21 protein-coding genes are annotated in these 21,790 nt (G+C 73.2%); 9 read left to right on the forward strand and 12 right to left on the reverse strand.

Annotation, left to right across the window (positions count from 1 at the left end; translation table 11 throughout):
* Positions 1 to 148: 148 nt before the first annotated feature.
* Entirely contained in the window at positions 149 to 1,090 is a 942-nt protein-coding gene (locus BIV04_RS11610) for an ROK family protein (RefSeq protein ID WP_071256572.1), read from the reverse strand.
* A gap of 82 nt (positions 1,091 to 1,172) precedes the next feature.
* Here BIV04_RS11610 and BIV04_RS11615 point away from each other — a divergent pair, with 82 nt between their 5' ends.
* On the forward strand, positions 1,173 to 2,096 hold the full coding sequence (locus tag BIV04_RS11615; RefSeq protein WP_071256573.1) for a carbohydrate kinase family protein: 924 nt from the start codon (positions 1,173 to 1,175) through the stop codon (positions 2,094 to 2,096).
* A 50-nt stretch (positions 2,097 to 2,146) separates the two neighbouring features.
* Here the strand turns inward: BIV04_RS11615 and BIV04_RS11620 are convergent, their stop codons facing one another.
* The 3 genes from BIV04_RS11620 to BIV04_RS11630 all read right to left on the reverse strand — a co-directional run bounded on the left by BIV04_RS11620 (position 2,147) and on the right by BIV04_RS11630 (position 4,691).
* Positions 2,147 to 3,154 (reverse strand): NADP-dependent oxidoreductase, encoded by a 1,008-nt coding sequence (locus BIV04_RS11620; RefSeq protein WP_055974641.1) that lies wholly within the window; start codon positions 3,152 to 3,154, stop codon positions 2,147 to 2,149.
* A gap of 169 nt (positions 3,155 to 3,323) precedes the next feature.
* Positions 3,324 to 4,226, reverse strand: a complete 903-nt coding sequence (locus BIV04_RS11625) for a neutral zinc metallopeptidase (RefSeq protein ID WP_071256408.1) — start codon at positions 4,224 to 4,226, stop codon at positions 3,324 to 3,326.
* Positions 4,227 to 4,253: 27 nt separating this feature from the next.
* On the reverse strand, positions 4,254 to 4,691 hold the full coding sequence (locus BIV04_RS11630; protein WP_043597192.1) for a DUF5997 family protein: 438 nt from the start codon (positions 4,689 to 4,691) through the stop codon (positions 4,254 to 4,256).
* A 33-nt stretch (positions 4,692 to 4,724) separates the two neighbouring features.
* Here BIV04_RS11630 and BIV04_RS11635 point away from each other — a divergent pair, with 33 nt between their 5' ends.
* The 5 genes from BIV04_RS11635 (at position 4,725) to BIV04_RS11655 (ending at position 7,410) form a co-directional block, all read left to right on the forward strand.
* On the forward strand, positions 4,725 to 5,450 hold the full coding sequence (locus tag BIV04_RS11635) for a LysR substrate-binding domain-containing protein (RefSeq protein WP_071256409.1): 726 nt from the start codon (positions 4,725 to 4,727) through the stop codon (positions 5,448 to 5,450).
* A gap of 69 nt (positions 5,451 to 5,519) precedes the next feature.
* Complete coding sequence (locus BIV04_RS11640) at positions 5,520 to 6,284, forward strand: SDR family oxidoreductase (protein ID WP_071256574.1); 765 nt, start codon at positions 5,520 to 5,522, stop codon at positions 6,282 to 6,284.
* 48 nt (positions 6,285 to 6,332) lie between these two features.
* Positions 6,333 to 6,782, forward strand: a complete 450-nt coding sequence (locus BIV04_RS11645) for a YdeI/OmpD-associated family protein (RefSeq protein ID WP_055974628.1) — start codon at positions 6,333 to 6,335, stop codon at positions 6,780 to 6,782.
* A gap of 133 nt (positions 6,783 to 6,915) precedes the next feature.
* Complete coding sequence (locus BIV04_RS11650) at positions 6,916 to 7,125, forward strand: DUF2945 domain-containing protein (RefSeq protein WP_054146846.1); 210 nt, start codon at positions 6,916 to 6,918, stop codon at positions 7,123 to 7,125.
* A 48-nt stretch (positions 7,126 to 7,173) separates the two neighbouring features.
* Positions 7,174 to 7,410, forward strand: a complete 237-nt coding sequence (locus BIV04_RS11655) for a hypothetical protein (RefSeq protein ID WP_043597179.1) — start codon at positions 7,174 to 7,176, stop codon at positions 7,408 to 7,410.
* On the opposite strand, the gene BIV04_RS11660 is transcribed toward BIV04_RS11655, so the two are convergent.
* A complete protein-coding gene (locus BIV04_RS11660; RefSeq protein ID WP_071256410.1) occupies positions 7,403 to 8,650 on the reverse strand; it encodes an MFS transporter in 1,248 nt (415 codons plus the stop codon). The two genes, BIV04_RS11655 and BIV04_RS11660, sit on opposite strands and share 8 nt — an antisense overlap.
* An 87-nt stretch (positions 8,651 to 8,737) precedes the next feature.
* Here BIV04_RS11660 and BIV04_RS11665 point away from each other — a divergent pair, with 87 nt between their 5' ends.
* Positions 8,738 to 9,436 carry a TetR/AcrR family transcriptional regulator gene (locus BIV04_RS11665; protein WP_083396387.1) on the forward strand — a complete coding sequence of 233 codons (699 nt, stop codon included), beginning with the start codon at positions 8,738 to 8,740 and terminating at the stop codon, positions 9,434 to 9,436.
* A 46-nt stretch (positions 9,437 to 9,482) separates the two neighbouring features.
* Here the strand turns inward: BIV04_RS11665 and BIV04_RS11670 are convergent, their stop codons facing one another.
* A complete protein-coding gene (locus BIV04_RS11670; protein ID WP_071256411.1) occupies positions 9,483 to 10,337 on the reverse strand; it encodes an ABC transporter permease in 855 nt (284 codons plus the stop codon).
* Positions 10,334 to 11,383, reverse strand: coding sequence for an ATP-binding cassette domain-containing protein (locus BIV04_RS11675; RefSeq protein ID WP_083396388.1), 1,050 nt, complete (start codon positions 11,381 to 11,383; stop codon positions 10,334 to 10,336). Before BIV04_RS11675 ends, BIV04_RS11670 begins: the two co-directional genes overlap by 4 nt.
* 205 nt (positions 11,384 to 11,588) lie before the next feature.
* On the opposite strand from BIV04_RS11675, the gene BIV04_RS11680 reads away from it, so the two are divergent.
* Positions 11,589 to 15,089 (forward strand): bifunctional proline dehydrogenase/L-glutamate gamma-semialdehyde dehydrogenase, encoded by a 3,501-nt coding sequence (locus BIV04_RS11680; protein WP_071256412.1) that lies wholly within the window; start codon positions 11,589 to 11,591, stop codon positions 15,087 to 15,089.
* Positions 15,090 to 15,240: 151 nt separating this feature from the next.
* Here the strand turns inward: BIV04_RS11680 and BIV04_RS11685 are convergent, their stop codons facing one another.
* The 4 genes from BIV04_RS11685 to BIV04_RS11700 all read right to left on the reverse strand — a co-directional run bounded on the left by BIV04_RS11685 (position 15,241) and on the right by BIV04_RS11700 (position 20,461).
* A complete protein-coding gene (locus BIV04_RS11685; RefSeq protein WP_071256576.1) occupies positions 15,241 to 16,224 on the reverse strand; it encodes an NAD(P)-dependent oxidoreductase in 984 nt (327 codons plus the stop codon).
* Entirely contained in the window at positions 16,221 to 18,977 is a 2,757-nt protein-coding gene (locus BIV04_RS11690) for an alpha/beta fold hydrolase (protein WP_071256413.1), read from the reverse strand. Before BIV04_RS11690 ends, BIV04_RS11685 begins: the two co-directional genes overlap by 4 nt.
* A complete protein-coding gene (locus tag BIV04_RS11695; protein WP_071256414.1) occupies positions 18,974 to 19,996 on the reverse strand; it encodes a 3-oxoacyl-ACP synthase III in 1,023 nt (340 codons plus the stop codon). The genes BIV04_RS11690 and BIV04_RS11695 overlap by 4 nt, the downstream gene beginning before the upstream one ends.
* Before the next feature lie 183 nt (positions 19,997 to 20,179).
* The gene (locus BIV04_RS11700; protein WP_055974606.1) at positions 20,180 to 20,461 is read right to left on the reverse strand and encodes a hypothetical protein; all 282 of its coding nucleotides are present in this window, start codon (positions 20,459 to 20,461) and stop codon (positions 20,180 to 20,182) included.
* Positions 20,462 to 20,525: 64 nt separating this feature from the next.
* Here BIV04_RS11700 and BIV04_RS11705 point away from each other — a divergent pair, with 64 nt between their 5' ends.
* The gene (locus tag BIV04_RS11705) at positions 20,526 to 20,771 is read left to right on the forward strand and encodes a hypothetical protein (protein ID WP_043593542.1); all 246 of its coding nucleotides are present in this window, start codon (positions 20,526 to 20,528) and stop codon (positions 20,769 to 20,771) included.
* A gap of 31 nt (positions 20,772 to 20,802) precedes the next feature.
* Here the strand turns inward: BIV04_RS11705 and BIV04_RS11710 are convergent, their stop codons facing one another.
* Positions 20,803 to 21,741: an FUSC family protein gene (locus tag BIV04_RS11710; protein ID WP_177174812.1), complete on the reverse strand. Its 939-nt coding sequence runs from the start codon at positions 21,739 to 21,741 to the stop codon at positions 20,803 to 20,805.
* Positions 21,742 to 21,790: the final 49 nt, after the last annotated feature.

Genomic DNA, 21,790 nt, shown 5'->3' on the forward strand with positions numbered 1-21,790 from the left:
GGTGCGGTGGTGGTGCGCGCCTCGAGGGCGCGACGGATTCCGACGACGTTGTGGGATGCAACCCAGCCTAGGCCGGGCCGCCGACGACCGTTCCCAGAGAAGCGACCGACCCCGGGAGGCGCATGTCACCGACCGCAGGAGGCGCGGCTCAGCCGAGCAGCTCGGCCCGCCACACGAGCGCGGCGGCCCCGACCAAGGGGCTCTCGTCGCTCAGGCCCGAACGGACGACGCGGACGCGACGGGCGTACTCGTTCACCGGCGCCTCGTGCACGGTGGCCCGGACCAGGTCCAGGTAGTCGTCGCTGACGCGCGAGAACCCGCCGCCGATCGCGACGACGTCGAGGTCGAGCAGCGTGGTGACCGACGAGACGGCCTCGCCGACGGCGTTGGCCGATCGGCGGACGGCCGCGACGGCGATCTCGTCGCCTGCGACGTAGCCGGCGGCGAGGTCTTCGCCGCGCTCGCCCTGCCAGCCCTGCTCACGGGCCCAGGCGACGACGTTCGGGCCCGAGGCGATGACCTCGAGGGTGGCCGCCCAGGCGTTCTCGCCCGCGGGGCGGTCGGCGATCTGGATCTGGCCGATGTGACCGGCGTTGCCCGTGCCACCCGAGAGCAGGCGGCCGTTGACGATGAGGCCGCCGCCGACGCCGGTCGAGACGGTGATGGCCAGGGCGTTGTCGGCGCCCTGCGTGGCGCCGACCCAGTGCTCGGCGAGGGCGAGGCTGACGCCGTCGAGCCGCAGGGTCACGGGGGCGGCGTCGGGCAGGGTCGAAGCCGCGAGGGCCGCGACCTGCTCGCGCAGTGGGTAACCGCGCCAGGCGTGCAGGTTGATCGGCGACACCGTGCCGTGCACGAGGTCGACCGGCCCGGCGCTGCCGATGCCCGCCCCGACCAGCACGTCACCGTCGGGCAGGGCGTCGAGGGCGTGCGCGACGACCGCGCGGACCGCCTCGGCGAGTTCGTCGGACGTCGACCCGGCGCCGGTGGGGCGTCGGTCGCGACTGCCGTCGAGGAGGGTTCCGTCGGAGGCGACCAGCGCCGCCTCGACCTTCGTTCCGCCCACGTCGACGGCCAGTGCGTAATCGGTCACGTCGGCCAGCGTAGCGGGGGAGTGCGACCCGACCGCGTGCCGGAATAGGGTGGCTGCCGGCACGCTGACGAAAGGCACCCCCATGGACACCACCGACGGTCGGGTCGCCGTTCTCGGCGACGCCCTCATCGACGAACTCCGCACCGACGACGGTTCGACCGACCACGTCGGCGGAGCCGGCCTCAACGTCGCCGTGGGGCTCAGCCGCCTCGGCGTCCCCACGACTCTGCTCGCCTCGATCGGCGACGACGCCGACGGCGAGTCGATCCGCGCCTTCCTCGCCGAGCACGGTGTCGAACTCGTCGCGACGATCAACCCCCTCGGCACCGGCCGGGCGGTCTCGCTGCGGGTCGACGGCGAGCCGACCTACGTCTTCACCGACGCCGCCGTCGCCCGCGGTCTCGACTTCTCGCCCGAGCAGCTCGCCGTGCTCGACGCCGCCCCCGTGGTCGCCGTCAGCTCGTACCCGTTCGACGACGCCCCGCTCACCGAGCGGCTGCTGCGGGTGGTCGGCACCGACCCCGCGCGGCTCGTCGTCGACCCGAACCCGCGGCCGGGGTTCCTGCCCGGTGGGCCGGCCCAGATCGCCGACTTCGCCGCCGGCTTCGAGCGGGTCGCGGCCTCGACCCTGCTCGTCAAGATCGGCGACGACGACGCCGAACTCGTCGCCGGGCGCTCCCTCGACGACTGGCAGGAGGCGCTGATCGCGGCGGGCACCGGGGGAGTGCTCGCGACCCGCGGCTCGGCCGGGGCGAGCCTGGTGCTGGCGGCGTCGGCGGACGGGACGGACGGCACCGCCCTCACGCGGGGCATCTCGTCTGCCGAGGGCGAGGTCGTCGACACGATGGGTGCGGGCGACGCGACCTTCGCGTCGATCGTCGCCTCGCTGCTCGCCGAGCGGCGCGAACCGGGCTCGGTCGACTGGTCGGCCGCCCTCGAGCGGGCCATGGACGTGGCGGCGGCGACGGTCAGGGCTCCGGGGGCGTTGCTGCGGCTGCCCCGCTGACGCCCGCGGGCTCTGCCGACCCGCGCCTCCTGCGCTCTGCCGGCGGAGGCTCAGCCGAGCGACTCGGCGACCGCCCGCGCCTTGCCCGACAGGTACCAGTGCGACCGTGCTCCGGTCTCGACCGGCTGCATGCCCACGACGACCTTGCCGCGCGAGTGCTGCTCGGCGAGGTCCTCGAACGCCTGGGCGATGTAGTCGAACGGGTAGAAGCCCGAGACGAGCACGCGCAGCTTGTTCTCGGCGATGAGCTTCGCCAGGGCCGACAGGATCATCGCGGGCTCGGTGTCGTCGCGCTCGGCGCCGATGAAGCGGATCTCGCGCTCGAGGCGGTCCTCGCTCGAGCTGAACCGCGCCGGCAGCACGCCGAGGTCGGCACTGAGCGCCGGGTTGTCCCCGCCGAAGTTGTCGATGAACGCCGTCACGTGGCGGTCGGTGCCCGCGGCCTTGTCGATGCGCTCGCGCAGGCCCTCGCCGTAGTCGACCGGCACGACGCCGATCGAGCGCAGGTAGTCGTGGTTGCCCGGGCTGCAGGTGCCGATCACCTTGGCGCCGAGCTGCAGCGCGAGCTGGCACTCGATGTGGCCCACGCCACCCGCCGCGGCCGTGATCACGACGACGTCGTCCGGCCCGAGGTGCAGGCTGCGGACGGTGTCGTACGCCGTGGCTCCCGCCAGGTAGAGCCCTCCGGCGACCTCCCACGGGACGTGCTGCGGCTTGGGCACGACGGCGCTCGCCGGCACCGCGATGTAGGTGGCGTGCGCGCCGCCGCCGACCGCGTGGCCGATCACCTCGGCACCGACCGAGAAGTTGCGCACCGCCGCGCCGCGCTTCTTCACGATGCCGGCGAAGCACGAGCCCTCACGGGCCGGGAAGTCGAGGGGCAGCCGGTCGACGAAGTCTCCCTGACGGATGAAGTTCTCGATGTGGTTGAGGCCCGCGCAGATCACCTCGACGACGACCTCGTCGTCGGCCGGTGTCGGCAGCGGCTGCTCGACGAAGTGCAGCTGGGCGACGTCTCCGTACCCGTCGAACTCGATGGCCTTGCCCGGTCGTGCCATGACGCGCCTCCACTGCTGTCGTCGCGGCGGCGCCTGTGCCGTCGCGAGGGTGAGTGAATTGTGCGCCCTCGAGGTCCTCGTCGTCCGGCGGGCTCGCTTCGAGTTGCCTGGATGCGCCGTGCCGGCGGCGGCGGTGTCGCCGGTCAGGAGGCGCGGATCGGCCTCGCCGTCAGAGCTGGTCGGTCGGCACCGAGAACGTGTCGCAGGCCGTCGCGCCCTGGCTCCGGCCGGTCTCGAACCACCTCTGGCGCTGCTCGGCCGAGCCGTGCGTCCAGGTGTCGGGATCGACCTGGCCGCCGCTGGCGGACTGGATGCGGTCGTCGCCCACCGCGGCCGCCGCGTCGAGCGCGTCGGCGACCTGCTGGTCGGTCACGGGCTCGAGGAACGTGGTGCCGTTCGTGTCCTGCACGGTGGAGGCCGCGCCGACCCAGGCCCCGGCGTAGCAGTCGGCCTGCACCTCGAGACGGATGGTGTCGGAGCCCGGCCCCGTGCCACTGCGGTCGGCACGGTCGAAGGCCCCGGTCAGCTGCTGGACGTGGTGACCCCACTCGTGGCCGACGACGTACATCTGGGCGAGGGGGCCGCCGCTGGCGCCGAACTGCGACCGCAGCTGCTCGAAGAAGTCGGTGTCGACGAACAGGGCCTCGTCGGGAGGGCAGTAGAACGGGCCCGTGGCACTCGTCGCCCCGCCGCAGCCGGTGTCGGTCGAACCGCTGAAGAGAAAGAAGTCGGGTGTGCGGTAGTCGGTGACGCCGAGGGCCGGGGCTTCGGCGGCCCAGTACGCGTCGAGCGAGTCGGCCGCGCCGACCATGCGGCAGTCGACGCTGTCGTTGGCCTGCGCGCCGGTGGTGCACTCGGACGACAGGTCGCCTTCGCTGACCGGCTGGGCGCCGCCGCCGGCCATGCCGCCGCCGAGCAGCCCCGACACATCGACGCCGGTGGCCTGGCTGATGAGGAAGACGGCGATCAGGCCGACGATGCCGATGCCGCCGCCGGCGACACCCACCGTGCGACCGCGACCGCGCCGCTTGACCTTGCTGCCGTCGAGGCGCGCGTCGTCGTTGAAGGACATGTCGCCGACGGTAGCGCAGGGCGGGGGTCAGTGCCCTTCGGCGGCTTCTTTCGCCTCGCGCTCTTTGCGGAGGACCTCGCGGCCGGCGTTGCGTTCTTTGACGCGCAGTTCTTCTTCGCGCACGTCGGCGTGGATGCCGCGTTCGGTGCGCAGCCAGTCGGGCATCTCGTCGAGCAGGGCGTGGATCTCGTCGGTCGTCATGACGTCGTCGACGCCGGCCCGGGCGAGGCCCGAGGTCGAGATGCCGAGCTTCTGGGCGACGACGGGCCGCGGGTGGGGGCCGGTGCGGCGCAGCTCGGACAGCCACTCGGGCGGGTTCGTGCTGAGCTCGGCGAAGGCCTCGCGCGTGACGGGGGCGGCCTGGAACTCGGCGGGCGTGGCCGGCAGGTACACCCCGAGCTTCTTGGCGGCCGTGAAGGGCTTGAGGGTCTGCGGCTGCTTGCCGGACGGCGCGTCGGAGGTCATCTGCCCAGGGTACCGGGCCGATACCCTCGACCCATGACGACCGAGCCGACCCGCGCCCCGTTCCGCATCGGGGTCGTCCCCGGCGTGACCCTGTCGAAGTGGTCGAGGCTGTGGGAGGAACGCCGCCCCGAGACTCCGCTGACCTTCGTGCCGCTCGCCGACGCCGACGCGGTGCCCGCCCTCGACGACGCCCGGGGTGACGACCGGGTCGACATGGTCCTGGCCCGCCTGCCGATCGAGGTCGAGGGGTTGTCGGTCATCCGCCTCTACGACGAACGGGCCGTCGTCGTCGTGCCGAAGGACCACGCCGTCGCCGCGGCCGGCGTCGAGGACGAGGTCGAGGCCGCCGCGTTCGCCGACGAGCGCCGGCACGACCTCGACCCGTCCCTCTCGCTCGCCGATGCCGTCGCCGTCGTCGCGACCGGGGCCGGCGTCGCCGTCATGCCGCAGTCGCTCGCCCGGCTGCACGCTCGCAGAGAGGTGACCTACCGCTACGTCGCCGACCTGTCGCCCACCACGATCGCGTTGGTCTGGCCCGAGGGCGAGCTCACCGACGACCTCGACGACTTCATCGGGGTCGTGCGGGGCCGCACGGCCCGCAGCTCGCGATCGAGGAGGCGCGACGAACCCGAGCAGGAGGCCGCGGCCCGCAAGGGGTCGGCTCCCGACCCGCGCGGGGCGAAGCCGAAGCGCACCCCGCCGAAGGGCCGTGGGCCGCAGCGCGGCACGGGCCGCAGCCGACCCCGCCGAGGGCGCTGACCCCTCTCGCGCCGACCCCTCCGCCTCCGACGGGTCTGACAAACTGAGCGGATGTCGAAGGAGACCCGCATGTCGAAGAAGATCTGTCTGCTCACCGGTGCCGGCCGCACGAACTCGATCGCGAACGGCATCGCCCATGAGCTCGCCGGCGACGGCTGGGACCTCGCACTGACCACCTGGGACGGTTACGACGCCGCCATGCCCTGGGGCCTCAAGGCCGTCGACGTGGGCTCGCTCGTCACCGAGCTCGAGGCCACGGGTGCGCGCGTGGCCGTGTACCCGGCGGATCTGGCGGACCCGGGGACTCCCGCGCGCCTCCTCGGGGCGGTGAACGACGACCTGGGCCCTGTGACGGCACTCGTGCTGTCGCACTCGCACAGCGTCGACTCGTCGATCCTCGACACGACGCTCGAGAGCTGGGACGCGCACTACGCGGTCAACGTGCGGGCGGCGTGGCTCGCGATCAAGGCGTTCGCCGAGCAGTTGCCCCCGGACGACCGGCTCGACGACGGGGCGCGCATCGTCGCCCTCACCAGCGACCACGTCGTCCACAACCTGCCCTACGGGTCGAGCAAGGGCGCCCTCGACCGGCTCGTCGTCGCGGCAGCGCGTGAGCTCGGGCACCTGGGCGTCTCGTCGAACGTGCTGAACCCCGGCCCGATCGACACGGGGTGGATGGACGACGCCATCCGCGCCAGCGGCATCGAGCGTCAGCCGACCGGTCGTCTCGGGACGCCCGCCGACATCGGACGGGTCGTGCGCTTCCTGCTGTCGCTTGAGGGGCGCTGGATCTCGGGCCAACTGCTCAAGGCCGACGGCGGCTTCTCGGTCTGAGCGACGCCGGTGGTGGTGCCGGCGGTGGCGGCTCGCTAGCATCCGGGCATGACCGAACCCGTGACGTTCCGCACCACGATCGCCGAAGCTCGGACGAACGCGACGGGCATCGTCGTGCCGCCCGAGGCCGTCGAGTCCCTCGCCTCGGGGAAGAAGCCGGCGGTCGTCGTCACGGTCGAGGGGTACACCTACCGCAGCACGGTCGCGAGCATGGGCGGGCGGTTCCTGATCCCCGTCAGTGCCGAGCACCGGGCGGGGTCGGGCGTCGTGGGCGGGCAGGACGTCGAGGTCACACTGGCCCTCGACACCGAGCCGCGGGTCGTCGAGGTGCCGGCGGATCTGCGCGAGGCACTCGACGCGGACGACGCGGCCCGCGCCTCCTACGAGTCCCTGTCCTTCAGCCGGCAGCGCGCCCTGGTCGAACCGATCGGAGCGGCGAAGACCTCCGAGACCCGGGCTCGTCGGCTCGCCGCGGCGCTCGCCGTCCTCACCGGCTGAGCCCGACGGGTCGCGGCGCCCGACCTGTACCCCGCCACGCTGGGTGGCGCGTCGGCGCGGGCGGGGTACCGTCCACGCCACCACCGCGCGGCACCGGACGCCGACGGACGGATCGACACACCAAGGAGGCGCGATGTCGTTCAGCAAGGGAGACCACGTCACCTGGAACACCCCCCAGGGCGAGACCCACGGCACGGTCGTGGAGAAGCGCGTGAAGGAGTTCCAGCTCGACGGGCAGAAGTTCAAGGCCTCGGACGACGAGCCCTACTTCGTCGTCGAGAGCGACAAGAGCGGGGCGAAGGCCGCCCACAAGGGCTCGTCGTTGAGCCCGAAGAAGAAGTAGCACCAGCCGCCCCCACCCACCACCGCCCCACCCCACGAGGAGAACACCATGGCCGACCTGAACGACGTTCGCTGGAACGACGAAGCCCGCGACAAGATCCTGACCGACGCCGACAACGTGCTGCGCGACGCCGTCCGCGACGCCGCCGCCGCCCACTCGGGCGAGTCGTGGGAGGAGTCCTTCAAGGCGATCAACGACGCCGTCAAGGACCGCTTCATCGACTACGAGCCCGGCCCGGACGTCCGCAAGTACGCCGAGGCCATCGAGCGCGGCGACTTCAGCTGACCCGCGCCTCCTGGCCGGCGTCGACCCGTCGCACCCGTGAGCTGAGCGCCACGGCCACCGCGACGGCGACCACGAGGCCGGCCAGGGCGGCGAGCGTCGCCGGGGTGCCGATGAGTTCGGTGAGCGGTCCGACGACGACCTCGCCGACCGGCACGCCGGCCAACGACGCCAACGTCAGGCACGAGAAGACGCGACCCAGGTAGGCCCCCGGCACCTGCCGTTGGACGACCACGTCGAGCGGCACCGTGAAGACCTCGAGCCCGACGCTGGCGGCGAAGAGGCCGAGGCTGATCCAGAAGAACCAGTGCAGCGGGTCGAACACGACCGGGTCGGTGCCGTAGGCAAACGACAACAGCACGAGCGGCAGGGCGAGCGCCGCGGCTCCGAGGCAGGCCGCCCAGAGCCGGAGCCGTCCGCGCAGGGCACCGGCCCAGTACGCCCCGACGATCAGGCCGAGGGTCTGCAGGGCACCCGCGAACCCCCACAGCAGCCGTCCGAACGACTGGTCGGCCACGAGCGGGCCCACCACCTGCACCCCGCCGGCGAAGGCGAACTGGAACGTGAAGGCCAGTGCCGCGGTGGCGACCAGCCAGCGCGTGCGCCAGACGAAGCCGAGCCCGCTGCCGAGGTCCTCGAGCACCGACGTCCCTCCGGAGGCGCGGGCGCCGTCCCGAGGCAGCCCCACGAACACGACTGCCGCGACCGCGAAGACGACCGCCCCGACGGCCAGGGCCACGCCCGACCCGGCGGTCGCGACCACGGCGCCGCCCACCGCCGTGCCGATCACCAATCCGACGTTCATGCCGACGCGGCTGAGCACCGTCGCGTCCCGGAGGCGGTCGTCGGGCACGGTCTCGCGCAGCAGGGCGCTCGTCGCGGGGCCGAAGAAGGCGGCCGCGGCGCCGTTCACCGCGCCGACCGCCGCGAGGGTGGGCAACGTCTCGGTCTGCGTCAGCATGAGGGTGGCCGCCACGACGAGCGACGCCGCCGACAGCCACGACGAGGCCATCGCGACGGTGCGCTTAGAAAATCGGTCCGCGAGGGCCCCGCCGACCAGCACCAGGGCGATGTTGGGCACCGACCGCGCGACGACCACGAGCCCGAGGTCGACGGCGTCGGCCCCCAGGTCGATGGCCGCGAAGACGATGGCGAGGGGCGCGAAGCCGCTGCCCACCCACGAGAACAGGCGCCCGACCCAGAGGGCCCGGAAGGCAGGCGTTCTCAGCAGCGACCACGGCACCGCTGAACTCTATGCCGACGCACCGTGTGCGGACGCGTCGTCCTCAGGCGTCGTCATCTGCGCGGGGGACGACCTAGGCTGGCCCCGATGGACGCCCCCGCCTCCGAGCCCGACACGACCCGCGCCGACGTCACCGACGTCCCGCCGGTGGGCGTGGTGCGCGAACCCGGTCGGTACCGCAAGGGCATCGCCAAGCGCGAGGCGATCCTCGACGCCGCCCTGCCGGTGTTCGGCAAGGTCGGATTCCACGGCGCCACCCTGCGCGAGATCGCGCGGCGGTGCGGCGTCTCGCACCAGTCGCTGATGCACTACTTCCCGACGAAGGACGAGCTGCTGATGGCCGTGCTCCGCCGGCGCGACGAACGACTGCGACGCCACTTCGACGACGACGGGGGCATGAGGGTCGACGAGCTCGTCGCGCTCGCCGAGTACAACGTCGACGTGCCCGTCGTCATCTCGCTGTTCATCACGGCGTCGGCCGAGGCCACCTCACCCGACCACCCAGCGCACCAGTACTACGCCGACTACTACGAGCGCATCGTCTCGTCGACCTCGGCCTACCTCGGGCTCGCGCAGGCTCGCGGCTGGTTGCGCGACGGCTACACCGCCGAGTCGGCCGCCCGCGTCGTGCTCGCCGTCCAGGACGGGCTGCAGCTGCAGTGGCTGTACGAGCGCGACGCCGTGGACGTCCCCGCCCTGATGCGCCTCGTGATCGGGAGCGTCCTCACGGTGCCGACGAGCGAACTCGACGCCGCCGTGCGCGAGGCGGCCGGGCACGCGGGCTGACCCGCGCCTCCTCGGTGGACGCGGGACGGCCGACGGCCGACGCCCGCTACTTCGCGCTGATGCGCTGGAACTTGCGGATGCACAGCGGCACGAAGACCACGAGCATCACGGCGATGCCGAGCAGGACGGTGGCGTAGGGGTGCTGCATCGTCCAGATGTCGGGCACCGGGGTGGCGCCCAGGTTGCCGAACGAGGTGCGGGCCGCCTGGACGAGCGACGACACCGGGTTCCACTCGGCGAAGACCCGCAGCACGGTCGGCAGGGTGTCGCTCGGCACGAACGCGTTCGAGACGAACGTCAACGGGAACAGGATCATGAAGGACGCGTTGTTGATCGTCTCGGGCGTCTTGACGCTCATGCCGAGCAGGGCCATCACCCAGCTGAACGAGTAGCTGAACAGCAGCAGCAGGGCGACCCCGCCGACGAACGAGGCCGGTGACGCGTTCACCCGCCAGCCGACGGCGAGGCCGGTGAGCATCATGATCACCATCGAGATCGTGTTGAGCGCCAGGTCGCTGTTCGTGCGACCGATCAGCACGGCCGACGGGCTCATCGGCAGGGTGCGGAACCGGTCGATGATCCCTTCTTTCAGGTCTTGGGCCATCGCGGCACCCGAGAAGGTCGAGCCGAAGACCACGGTCTGCGCGAAGATGCCCGCCATCAGGAACTGCGTGTAGTCGGTGCCCTGGACGGCGATGGCGCCGCCGTAGACCTGGCTGAAGAGCAGCACGAACATGATCGGCTGCAGCACGGCGAAGATCAGCATGTCGGGCGAGCGCTTGACCTTGATCAGGTTGCGCTTGGTGACGGTCCAGCCGTCCGAGGTCCAGGTGCCGACGCCCGTGTCGGTCGACGGGACGAGCGTCTGCGCGAGGGCGGAGGGGGTTCCGGTGGTGGTCATGCCCGTGCCTCTCTCTTCTTGGCACCGCGCCGACCGCGACCCCGACCGCCGGCCGGGTCGTCGTCGGCGGAGCCGTGGTCGTCTGCCGCGTCGTCGTCGGCCGCGCGGTGGCCGGTGAGCTGCAGGAAGACGTCGTCGAGGGTGGGGCGCCGCATGCCGGCGTCGTGCAGCTCGATGCCGGCCGCACCGAGGTCGGCGAGCGTCCGTTGCAGGGCGGTCGGGCCGTCGGTGACCGCGACCTCGAGCTGGCGACCGTCGGCCCCGACGGCCGGCTCGGAGTCGCCGTGGCGCCGGAGCACCTCGACCGCCTGGTCGGCCCGCGCCTCGTCGACGAGGGCGACGACGAGCCGGTGCCCACCGACCTGGGCCTTGAGCTGGTCGGCCGTGCCCTCGGCGATGACGGCCCCGCCGTCGATGACCGAGATGTCGTCGGCCAGCCGGTCGGCCTCCTCGAGGTACTGGGTGGTCAGCAGCACCGTCGTGCCACCGTCGACGAGCCCGGTGATGATGTCCCACAGGGCGAGGCGGCTGCGCGGGTCGAGGCCCGTCGTCGGCTCGTCGAGGAACAGCACGCGCGGGTTCGTCACGAGGGCCCCGGCGAGGTCGATCCGTCGTCGCATGCCGCCCGAGAAGCCCTTGACCGGGCGGTCGCCCGCGGCGGCCAGGTCGAAGACGTCGATGAGCTCGCGGGCGCGGTCTCGACTGACACGGCTGCCCAGGTGGTACAGCCGCCCGATCATGTCGAGGTTCTCGAAGCCGGTGAGGTTCTCGTCGACCGCGGCGTACTGCCCAGAGACGCCGATCGAGCGGCGCACGGCCTGGGCGTCGGCGACGACGTCGAGCCCGGCGATCGTGGCCGTGCCGGAGTCCGGCCGTTCGAGCGTGGTGAGCATCTTGACGCCCGTCGTCTTGCCCGCGCCGTTCGGCCCGAGCAGCGCCTTGACGGTGCCCTCGGGCACGATCAGGTCGAGCCCGGTCAGGGCGTGGACCGGGCCGGACTTCGACCGGTAGGTCTTCGTGAGGCCGCGTGCCTCGATCATCGCCATGGGTGCTCCCGGTGCGTGGGGCCCGTCCATCCGCAGACGGGTCGGTCTTGGCGGCCGCTGTGCGCCGCCTGAACACGCCCAAGGTAGCGCTGTCCGGCCTCCGCCGCCAGTGCCGATCGGCCCCCTGTGGAGAAGGAGGCGCGGCGCACGTTACGGTCTCGTGTCAAACCTTGCCAGGTGGCAAGTTCCGCCCTACATTCATCCCATGACCACCATCGACGAGACGGCGGGGCCGTCCACCGCTGAACAGCTCCTGCCCGTCGGCATCGGCGACGACGCCGTCGCCCTGGCCCGTCGCTGGGCGCACGAGGCGTCCGGCGCCCCGAGCACCGGCTCGGCCCATCTGCTGGCGCAGGTCCTCAAGGACGAGTCGGGACTCGCCTTCACGATCGGCTTCGTCGACCGGGTCGTCCGCCCCGAAGACCTCGGCGTCGCCGCCCGCAACCTCTCGACCCTGGCGAAGCAGGCACCGGCCTTCCTGCCGTGGCACATGCGCTCCGCCGTGCGCCTCGGCGGCGTCATGGCGCCCGTGCTGCCGGGCGTGGTCGTGCCGATCGCCCGTCGCGTCCTGCGCGGCATGGTCGGCCACCTCGTCGCCGACGCCCGCCCCGCCAAGCTCGGTGCCGCGATCGCGAACATCAAGAAAGACAGGACGCGGCTGAACCTCAACCTGCTCGGCGAGGCCGTACTCGGCGACGCCGAGGCCGAGCACCGCCTCGCCGGCACCCGGGCGCTGCTCGCCCGCGACGACGTCGACTACGTCTCGATCAAGGTCTCGTCCATCGTCAGCCAGCTCTCGATGTGGGCCTTCGACGAGACCGTCGAGCGCGTCGTCGAGAAGCTCACCCCGCTGTACGAGCTCGCCGCCCGGTCGCCGAAGCCGAAGTTCATCAACCTCGACATGGAGGAGTACCGCGACCTCGACCTGACGATCGCCGTCTTCACGCGCCTCCTCGACCAGCCGCAGCTGAAGGGCCTCGAGGCCGGCATCGTCCTGCAGACCTACCTGCCCGACGCCCTGGGCGCCCTGCAGCACCTCACCACGTGGGCGACCGAGCGGGTCGACGCCGGCGGGGCCGCGATCAAGGTGCGCATCGTCAAGGGTGCGAACCTCGCGATGGAGACCGTCGACGCGACCGTGCACGAGTGGCCGCTCGCGACCTACGGCACCAAGCAGGACAGCGACACGAACTACAAGCGCGTGCTCACCTGGGCCTTCACGCCCGAGCGCACCCGTGCCGTCCGGGTCGGCGTGGCCGGCCACAACCTGTTCGACATCGCCTTCGCCCACCTGCTGGCCGAGGCCCGTGGCGTGAGCGACCGGGTCGAGTTCGAGATGCTGCTCGGCATGGCCGAGGGGCAGGCCGAGCTGGTCAAGGCCGACGTCGGGGGTCTGCTGCTCTACACGCCCGTCGTGCACCCCCGTGAGTTCGACGTCGCCATCAGCTACCTGATCCGCCGCCTCGAGGAGAACGCCTCGAGCGAGAACTTCATGTCCGCCGTCTTCGAGCTCGCCTCGAACGAGGCCATGTTCGAGCGCGAGAAGGGCCGGTTCCTCGCCTCGCTCGCCGAGGTCGACGGAGACACCCCGACGCCGCACCGCGTGCAGAGCCGCCTCGACGCGGCCCAGGCGCTGCAGCCCCGGGAGGCCGGCAGCGGCTTCGACAACGAGCCCGACACCGACCCCGCCCTGGCCGACAACCGCGCCTGGGGTCGCGAGATCGCCGCCCGCTCGGCCGACTCGCGCCTGGGCGTCGAGCTGATCGAGTCCGCCCGGGTGACCGACGAGGCCACCCTCGACGCGATCGTCGCCGAGGCCGTCGCGGCGTCCGCCGACTGGGCGGCTCGCGGAGGCGCGGGTCGGGCCGCGGTCCTGCGCGAGGCCGCGGCCACGCTGTCGGCGCGCCGTGCCGACCTGATGGAGGTCGCCGCGAGCGAGACCGGCAAGACCGTCGCCGAGGGCGACGTCGAGGTCAGCGAGGCCATCGACTTCGCCAACTGGTACGCCCACCTCGCCGAAGAACTCGACCAGGTGGACGGCGCGACGTTCGTGCCCGAGCGACTCACCCTGATCACGCCGCCCTGGAACTTCCCGCTGGCTATCCCGGCCGGCTCGACCCTCGCCGCGCTCGCCGCGGGCAGCAGCGTCGTGATCAAGCCGGCCGGTCAGGCCAAGCGCAGCGGTGCCGTGATGGTCCAGGCCCTCTGGGACGCCGGCGTGCCCCGCGAGGTGCTCAAGCTGGTCGACGTGGACGAGGGCGACCTCGGTCGTCACCTCGTGTCGCACCCGTCGGTCGACCGCGTCATCCTCACCGGCGCCTTCGAGACGGCCGCGCTGTTCACCAGCTGGCGCACCGACCTGCCCCTGCTCGCCGAGACCAGCGGCAAGAACGCCATCATCGTCACCCCGAGCGCCGACCTCGACCTGGCCGCGTCCGACGTCATCAAGTCGGCGTTCGGCCACGCGGGCCAGAAGTGCTCGGCGGCGAGCCTGGTGATCCTCGTCGGCTCGGTCGCCACCTCCGAGCGCTTCCGCCGCCAGCTCGTCGACGCCGCGTCGACCCTGCGCGTCGGCCTGCCCTCCGACCCCACGACGCAGATGGGCCCGATCGTCGAGCCGGCCCACGGCAAGCTCGAGCGGGCCCTCACCACCCTCGGCACGGGCGAGAGCTGGCTGGTCGAGCCGAAGCGACTCGACGACACCGGACGCCTCTGGTCGCCCGGCGTGCGCGCCGGCGTCGCCGCGGGCAGCGAGTTCCACCTCACCGAGTACTTCGGCCCGGTGCTCGGCATCATGACGGCGAAGACCCTCGACGAGGCGATCGAGCTGCAGAACGCGACCGACTACGGCCTGACCGCGGGCCTGCACACCCTCGACCCCGCCGAGCTGTCCACCTGGCTCGACCGCGTCGAGGCGGGCAACCTCTACGTCAACCGCGGCATCACCGGGGCGATCGTGCGGCGACAGCCGTTCGGCGGCTGGAAGAAGTCCTCGGTCGGCGCCGGCGCCAAAGCGGGTGGGCCGAACTACCTCGTGCACCTCGGCTCGTGGCAGCCGACGACGCTGACCGAACCGCAGGAGGCGCGCCCGGGTCGCGAGGCCCTGGCCGCCCTCGAGGCCGCGTCGCCGTTGCTCGGGGCGTCGGCTGCGTCGGCCTCCGACGACCTGCGGGCCGCCGCCGCCAGCGACGAGCACTTCTGGACGACCGAGTTCGGCGTCGCCCGTGACGTCAGCGACCTCGGCCTCGAGCGCGACCTGCTGCGCTACCGCCCGTTGCCCGTCACCATCCGCGCCGCCGACGGGGCGGCCCCGGCCGACGTGGTCCGCGTGTTGCTCGCCGGCCTGCGCTCGGGTGCGCCGCTCACGGTGTCGTCGTCGGTCGAGCTGCCCGGCGCGCTCGTCCGGGCACTCGGCCTCGCGGCCTCCGACGTCGTGCACGAGGACGACGCCGCCTGGCACGCGCGGGTGCGTGCGGGGCGCCTGTCGACCGAGCGCGTGCGGTTGGTGACGGACGCGGGTGACGTGACCGGCGCCTCCTCGGCTCTGGCGGACGCCCTGGTCGGCGACCCGTCGGTGGCCGTGTTCGCGGCTGCCGTCACACCGACCGGGCGCCTCGAGCTGCTGCCGTTCCTGCGCGAGCAGGCCGTCGCGATCACGGCGCACCGCTTCGGCAACCCCGACGCCTGGAGCGCCTCCGTCATCTGACCCTGCCGGCGCACGCAGACGTCCGAACCCGCCGACCCCCCGGGAGTCGGCGGGTTCGCGTCATTCGTGGCGGGTGATCGTCGACCTGCCGGGCACGACGGGACCCGTCGATTCGAGTGTGGTCCGGGGTGGCCGCCGCTCAGACCGCGGCTCAGACCGCGGGCTGCCCGTTCGCGTACCAGGCGGCGAGCCGGCGCAGGCCCTCGTCGACGCTCACCGCGGGCGTCCACCGGAGGTCGTGCTGGGTGCGCCGCTGGTCGAACCAGTGCGCGGTGGACAGCTGTTCGGCGAGGAACCTCGTCATGGGCGGTTCGTCGGTGCCCGGTCGCACGGCCCAGACGCGCTCGACGAGTGAGCCCGCCGCACGGGCGACCCCGGCCGGCACCCGCAGGCGAGGGGCGGGCACCCCGGCGGCCGCGCAGATCCCGGCCATGAGGTCGGCGACGGTGCGGGGCTCGCCGTTGGTGATGACGTACGACTCGCCGCTGACCTCGTCCACGCGCTCGAGGGCCGCGGCGATGCCGGACGCCGCGTTGTCCACGTAGGTGGAGTCGATCAGGGCGGCGCCGTGGTCGAGCAGCGGCAGGCGCCCGGAGCGGGCACGGTCGACGATGCGCTCGACGAGTTGGGTGTCGCCCGGGCCCCAGACGAGGTGCGGGCGGACGGCCACGACGCGCAGGTCGGCGTCGGCCGCCCCGAGGGCGACGCGCTCGGCCGCGGCCTTGGTGCGGGCGTAGTCCCCGCGGGCATGGCCGGGCGAGGCGGGCAGGGCGTCGTCGCCGACGATCGACGATCCGGCGTGCGCCACGGACGGCGACGAGACGAAGACCAGCCGCGACACCGAGGAGGCGCGCATCGCCTCGACGAGGGAGCGCGTGCCCCCGACGTTGACGGCCTCGAACTCGGCGGCGTCACCCGTGAGCGACACCTTGGCGGCGAGGTGGACGACGGCGTCCTGGTCGCGGACGGCGGCGGCGACGGCCCGCGGGTTCGTCATCGACCCGAGCACGTCGCGGGCGCCGGGCACGCCCGAGGCCCGGCGTTGGAAGGTGGTGACCTCGTGCCCGGCGTCGGCGACGGCCCGGGCGACGGCGCCGCCGAGCAGGCCGCTCGCCCCGGTGACCAGCACCCTCACGGGCGGCGCATCCGACCGCCGGAGAGCACCGACGTCGCCCACGCGGCGAGGCCGGTGCGGTCGATCTTGCTGTTGTGTCGCACGTCGGTCGGCAGCTGCGGCACGACGAGCACCGCGGCCACGGGCCGACCCGACGCCGACTTCACGGCCGAGCGGACCGAGGCCGCCAGGGCCGCGGACGCCAGCCCCGGGTGACGAGCCGGGGGGACGGTCTCGGCCACGACGACGACCTGCTGCGTGCCGGCCGGGCCGACGCCGACGACGGCGGCGCGGGCGATGCCGGCCCGCGCCTCCACGGCCTGTTCGGACGCCACCGGCGTCAGCACGCCCGTCGCCGTCGTGATCACGTGGGGCAGACGGCCCTCGACCCAGAGTCGACCCTGCGCGTCGAGGTGCCCGACGTCACCGGTGCGGTGCCAGCGGGTCTCGGCGGTCGAGCCCAGGCGGCTGAGGCGGTGCGTCAGCCAGAGACGGTCGTAGTGGTCCTCGACGTGGGGCGCCGAGACGACGATCTCGCCGGTCACGCCCGCGTCGTCGGTGAACGCCGAGGAGGCGCGGCCCGCGTCGTCGAGCGGAGCGATCCGCACCGTCGTGGTCGCGCCGGGCAGCCCGACGCAGACACCGCCGGCGTCGGGCGCGCCCGCGGCGACGGCGGCCGTGCGGTCGGCCGCCGCGGAGCGCACGCCCTCGAGCGTGACGTCGGTCATCAGCAGGCCCTCGGTCATGCCGTAGGGCGTGTGGGGCGTCGCGTTCGGCATGAGGTCGCCGGCCGCGGCCAACAGCGTCTCGGAGACGGGCGCGCCCGCCGACAGGAACGTCTCGACGCCGGCCAGGGCGCGGTGGTCGGCGGCGTCGAGCTCGTCCGACGTCGCGACGACGTTGGTGAGCGCGGCGGGGGAGAGGAACACCACGGTGGCGTCCACCGCCGACGTGGCGGCCGCGACGGCACGGGCGGTGAGGGTGCGCGGCTTCGTGACGTCCATGTCGGGCGTGACGCTCGTCGCCCCGAGGGCGGGGCCGAGCAGGGCGAACGGGGCGAAGCCGGCCACCAGGCCGGTGCCCGGACCGACGCCGTACTGCGCGGCCAGGGCGTCGCGCAGGGCCGTCAGCTGGCCGTGCCGGTAGACGACGCCCTTCGCGGGGCCGGTCGAGCCCGAGGTGAACAGGATCGCGGCCTCGGCGTCGGCCGCGGGGGCGTCGGGCAGTTCGGCGAGGGCGCCGTGGGCGCGGCGGCCGAGGGCGGCGATCTCGGGCAGCGAGGCCTCGACGCCGAGCATCCGAGCAACCACGGGCGACAACGTCGTCGTCGAGATCTTGCGGCCCGGCCAGCCGAGGGCGGTCGCCGCCGTGAGCCCCGGCAGCTGGCCGATCACGTGGTCGGGCCAGGCGCCCCGGACGGCGCGGGTCAGGCCGCGCACGCCGAGCCCGGCGTCGGCCACGACGACGACGGCACCGAGACGGACGCAGGCGTAGAGCACGGCGGTCAGGTCGGCACCGGGCTGCACGAGCAGCGAGACGCGGTCGCCGGGACGCACGCCGTGCCGGCGCAGACCGAGGGCGATCTCGTGGACGCGACGGGCGAGCAGGCTCCAGCTGACCGAACGAGGGCCGTCGGCACCCGCGGGGGCCATCTCGACGAGCGCGGTGGCCTCGCTGTCGGCCAGGGAGTCGAGGTACGACCAGAGCGGGCGGTCCTGCGGGGAGGCGACCCGCGCCTCCTCGGCGGCGACGGCGGCTGCTCCGGCCGGGGTGTCGACGGCGGCCGCGCCGTCGGGCAGCCGGTCGCCCAGCCAGGTGAGCACGGCCCCGGCGTAGTCGACGTCCTCGGCGACGAGGTGGCCGGCGCCCTCGAAGCGGTGCACGTCGGCGTGCGGCAGGCGGTCGACCAGGTCGTCGAGGTACCGGTCGGAGAAGATCGGGTCGCGCGGGCCCCAGAGCATCAGGGCCGGCACGGTGAGCTCACGCAGGCCCTCGGCGATGCGGTCGAGCTCGGGGCTGCTGACGTGCTCGGCGTCGACCGGGATGTCGGCCACGAAGCCGCCGATGCCACCGCGGCGGTCGGCCTGGCGGTACGGAGCCCGGAAGCCGGCCTTCACCTCGGCCGACAGTGGCGGGTGCGCGAGGCCGAGGGTCACGTCGAGGAAGCCGGTCGTGCCGACGGTCGCCCGGCCCAGCACGCCGCGGGCCAGGGTGAGGCGCAGGGGAGCGGGGATCTTCTCGCCCTCGGGCTGGTGGATCGCGGTGTTGAGCAGCATGAGCCCGGCGAGCTGGTCGGGGTGGTCGACGGCCCAGCCCATCGAGACGACGCCGCCCCAGTCGTGGCCGAGGGTGACGACGGGCCCGGTGACCTCGAGGGCGTCGGTCAGGTCGCCCAGGTCGGCGACGCGGCGGGCCAGCGTCTGTGGCGAGCCCGTGCGCTCGGAGAAGCCCATGTCGAGCTGGTCGACCGCGACGACGCGCCAGGCGGGCCCCCCGGCGGCGGCCGTCTCGACCGTGCGGGCGACGAGGCGGCGCCAGAGGTACGACCAGGTCGGGTTGCCGTGCACGCAGAGGATGGTGCCGACCGGCTCGGCACCGACGGCGGCCAGCGCCTCGGCGTTGTCGAGGACGTGCCAGGTGCGGGAGGCGCGGTGTGCGCCGAGCCCGTACGGCACGTCGACGAGACGCGACCACGACGGGTCGAGCCCGTCGAGACCCGCGGGGGGACGTGACGCCGGCGCCGTGGCGGAGGCGGACCGCGGGAGCCGACTCACCAGGCGAGTTCCATCATCGCGGTGTTGATGCCCGAGCCGACGCCCATCAGCAGCACGCGGTCGCCCTTGCTGAGGGTCTTGCTCTCTTCGACCAGGGTGATCGGGATCGACGCCGGGCCGACGTTGCCGAGGGTCGGGTAGGTGAGCGGGACGAGCTTCTTGTCGATGCCGGCGGCCTTGACGAAGGCGCCGGTGTGCACGTCGCTGACCTGGTGCATGATGTAGCGGTCCATGCGCTGCCAGTTCCAGTCGCGCTTGGCTTCTTTCCAGGCCGAGACGACGAGTTCCATGCCGCGCTTGAGCAGGGCCTTGGCATCGGTGAACATGCCGTCGACGCTGCCGACGCACAGGTCGTAGTTCTCGGTGGCGGCACGGGTGACGCCGCCGACGATGCGGTGGCCCTCGGGGTGCAGGTCTGCACGGCCGATCACGGCGGCGGCGGCCCCCGAGCCGAGGGTGAGGCTGGCGAACTCGCTCATGAAGTCGTCGCGGCCGTAGCCCTTGGTGAGCAGACGGTCGATCGTGTTGACCTGGACGTCGTCGGCGTCCTCGCCGTCGATGATGACGGCGTAGTCGATCTGGCCGGCGTCGATCAGCTGCGCGGCGAGGGTCATGCCGTTGACGAAGCCGAGGCAGGCGTTGGCGATGTCGAAGTTGGTCGCCGACGAGGGCAGGCCGAGGCCGTGGTGCAGGCGGACCGCGACCGAGGGCTCGAGGTGGGGGCGCGTGACCGACGTGTTGATCAGCAGGCCGACCTGGTCGGGGCGGATGCCGGCCTCTGCCATCGCGCGTTTACCCGCGTCGATCGCCGCCGAGTCGAAGCTCTGCCCGGTGCTCCAGTTGCGGCGCTCGTACACGCCGGCGACGCGCTGCAGCAGACCCGTCGGCAGCTTGAGGCGCTTGAGCACGGGGGCGAGCTTCTCGTCGATGCTCTCGGAGGTGGTGACCCGGTCGGCCATGGTGCTGGTGACCGACAGCAACGCGACGTTGCTGTGCCGGGTCGTAGCGTTTCCGTTCAACGGAACTCCCTGTCGAGTTGTGGCGGGGTGGGGCTGCACGCGCGCGCGGGGTCGCGAGCGGAGCCGAACGTCGTGGGCACCGGTTCGGTGCATCCGCCAGCTTACGGCGACGGACGCTGGGTGGTTGCCAGGTTGACGGGGCACGTCCATGCCCTGAACGGCATGTGACCGGGGGTTCCGGCGTCAGGCCTCGGGGTCGCGCGGCAGCCGGACGATGCGGCGCCGGTCGTCACGCGTCCACCAGACGAGGTCGGCCACGGCCCAGGTGACGGCACCCAGGCCGGCGGCCACGACGATCACGGTGACGACGGTGACGTGGCCCCCGCCGACCGTCAGGGCGGCGACGATGCTCGCGATCACGACGAGCGCGCAGAACGTCGTGACGAGGGGCAGGGCGATGCCGCCGCGCTTGGTGAGCAGCCAGTTCGGCACGTCGGGGTCGACGTGGACGTCGCGTCGTCGCACGGTGCCTCCTCGGCGGATTGGGGTCCCGGCGATCGTAGCCCGCGCACCTTGTACCCTCGGGTGCATGAGCGACCTGCGGCGACCCTGGTTCACCCTGACGAAGACGGGCGCCGTGGTGCCCGCCGTGTTCGAGGTGCTGATCGGCCTGTTCGGCCTCGTCGTGCAGGTGCTCAACATCGCTTCGGGGGTGCCGGTCCAGGCGCTGACCGTGATCATCCTGATCGTGGCCGTGCTGCTGGTCGCGCAGGGCGTCGCCGACCTGGTCTGGTGGAGCAAGGACGGCCGTCGGGCGAGGGCGCGCCAGGTCTGACCGCGGCGCGGGTGCCGTCCCGGCCACCCGTTCAGACGGTCGCCTCCGGGCGGGGCCGCCGCAGTCGGTGCGTCGCGAGCAGCACGACGACCACCACGCCCACCCCGATGGCGGTGTCGGCCGTGCGGGCCGCCACGAGGGCGGCCACGTCGACGGGTGCGCCGCCGAGTGCCCGCATGCCGAGCGCCATGGGCGTGATGAACACGAGCGCCAACCCGTAGTTGCGGACGATCAGCAGCTCGGTCGCGAACTGCAGCACGCCGAAGGCGACGATCAGGGCCGCGACCCCGGGCTGCCAGGCCAGCAGCAGGGCGGCGAGGCCGACCCCGACGAGGGTGCCGAGGAGGCGGTGGCCGGCCCGCACGAGCTGGCCCGCCGTCGCGGTCCCCACCACGGGCACCACGGCCGACACCATCGCCCAGTACGGACTCTGCACGCCGAGACCGAGGCTGATCAGCCCGGCCGCGATCGAGGCCACCAGGCAGACGGCGGCGTGGACGACCGTCCGTCGGCCGTCCAGGGGGCGGGGGCCGCGCCTCCATCGGCGTCCGTCGACGGTGGCGAGCGCGCGGCGGCCGGCGGGCAGCAGCACGCCCGCGACCGACGCGAGCAGGGCGAGCGCGAGGCTCGCCGGGGCGACGACCGCGGCCACCGCGACGGTCGACGCGGTCGCGGGGACGAACGCCGAGACGCCGAGGCCGAAGACGAAGAAGAGCGGGCCGGGCGGGCTCCAGCGGCGTAGGTCGGAGACGGCGGACGTGACGCCGGCGACGAGACCGATCGTGACGACGAGCACCCAGACCGGGGCCGACGAGGCGGTCAGCGCGGTGCCCAGCACCACGCAGGCGACGAGGACGAGCCCGGCCTCGAGCTGCATCTCGAGCCGCTGGAAGCGGGGCAGCCCTCGGCCGAACGCCGAGGCGAAGGCCCCGAAGACGGCGTAGGGCGTCCACTCCACGTGCCCGATCATGGCGAGCACGACCATCGGCACGAGCACCGCGACGGCGACGCGGGCTGCG

Source organism: Frigoribacterium sp. MCBA15_019 (assembly GCF_001864945.1).
Taxonomy (GTDB): Bacteria; Actinomycetota; Actinomycetes; order Actinomycetales; family Microbacteriaceae; genus Frigoribacterium.

What these genes read in the sequence shown, in the direction of transcription:
- BIV04_RS11615 (WP_071256573.1), top strand. Translation starts at nt 1,173, where the DNA reads ATGGACACCACCGACGGTCGGGTCGCCGTTCTCGGCGACGCCCTCATC.
- BIV04_RS11620 (WP_055974641.1), bottom strand. Translation starts at nt 3,154, where the DNA reads ATGGCACGACCGGGCAAGGCCATCGAGTTCGACGGGTACGGAGACGTC.
- BIV04_RS11625 (WP_071256408.1), bottom strand. Translation starts at nt 4,226, where the DNA reads ATGTCCTTCAACGACGACGCGCGCCTCGACGGCAGCAAGGTCAAGCGG.
- BIV04_RS11630 (WP_043597192.1), bottom strand. Translation starts at nt 4,691, where the DNA reads ATGACCTCCGACGCGCCGTCCGGCAAGCAGCCGCAGACCCTCAAGCCC.
- BIV04_RS11635 (WP_071256409.1), top strand. Translation starts at nt 4,725, where the DNA reads ATGACGACCGAGCCGACCCGCGCCCCGTTCCGCATCGGGGTCGTCCCC.
- BIV04_RS11640 (WP_071256574.1), top strand. Translation starts at nt 5,520, where the DNA reads ATGTCGAAGAAGATCTGTCTGCTCACCGGTGCCGGCCGCACGAACTCG.
- BIV04_RS11645 (WP_055974628.1), top strand. Translation starts at nt 6,333, where the DNA reads ATGACCGAACCCGTGACGTTCCGCACCACGATCGCCGAAGCTCGGACG.
- BIV04_RS11650 (WP_054146846.1), top strand. Translation starts at nt 6,916, where the DNA reads ATGTCGTTCAGCAAGGGAGACCACGTCACCTGGAACACCCCCCAGGGC.
- BIV04_RS11655 (WP_043597179.1), top strand. Translation starts at nt 7,174, where the DNA reads ATGGCCGACCTGAACGACGTTCGCTGGAACGACGAAGCCCGCGACAAG.
- BIV04_RS11665 (WP_083396387.1), top strand. Translation starts at nt 8,738, where the DNA reads ATGGACGCCCCCGCCTCCGAGCCCGACACGACCCGCGCCGACGTCACC.
- BIV04_RS11670 (WP_071256411.1), bottom strand. Translation starts at nt 10,337, where the DNA reads ATGACCACCACCGGAACCCCCTCCGCCCTCGCGCAGACGCTCGTCCCG.
- BIV04_RS11675 (WP_083396388.1), bottom strand. Translation starts at nt 11,383, where the DNA reads ATGGCGATGATCGAGGCACGCGGCCTCACGAAGACCTACCGGTCGAAG.
- BIV04_RS11680 (WP_071256412.1), top strand. Translation starts at nt 11,589, where the DNA reads ATGACCACCATCGACGAGACGGCGGGGCCGTCCACCGCTGAACAGCTC.
- BIV04_RS11705 (WP_043593542.1), top strand. Translation starts at nt 20,526, where the DNA reads ATGAGCGACCTGCGGCGACCCTGGTTCACCCTGACGAAGACGGGCGCC.
- BIV04_RS11710 (WP_177174812.1), bottom strand. Translation starts at nt 21,741, where the DNA reads ATGATCGGGCACGTGGAGTGGACGCCCTACGCCGTCTTCGGGGCCTTC.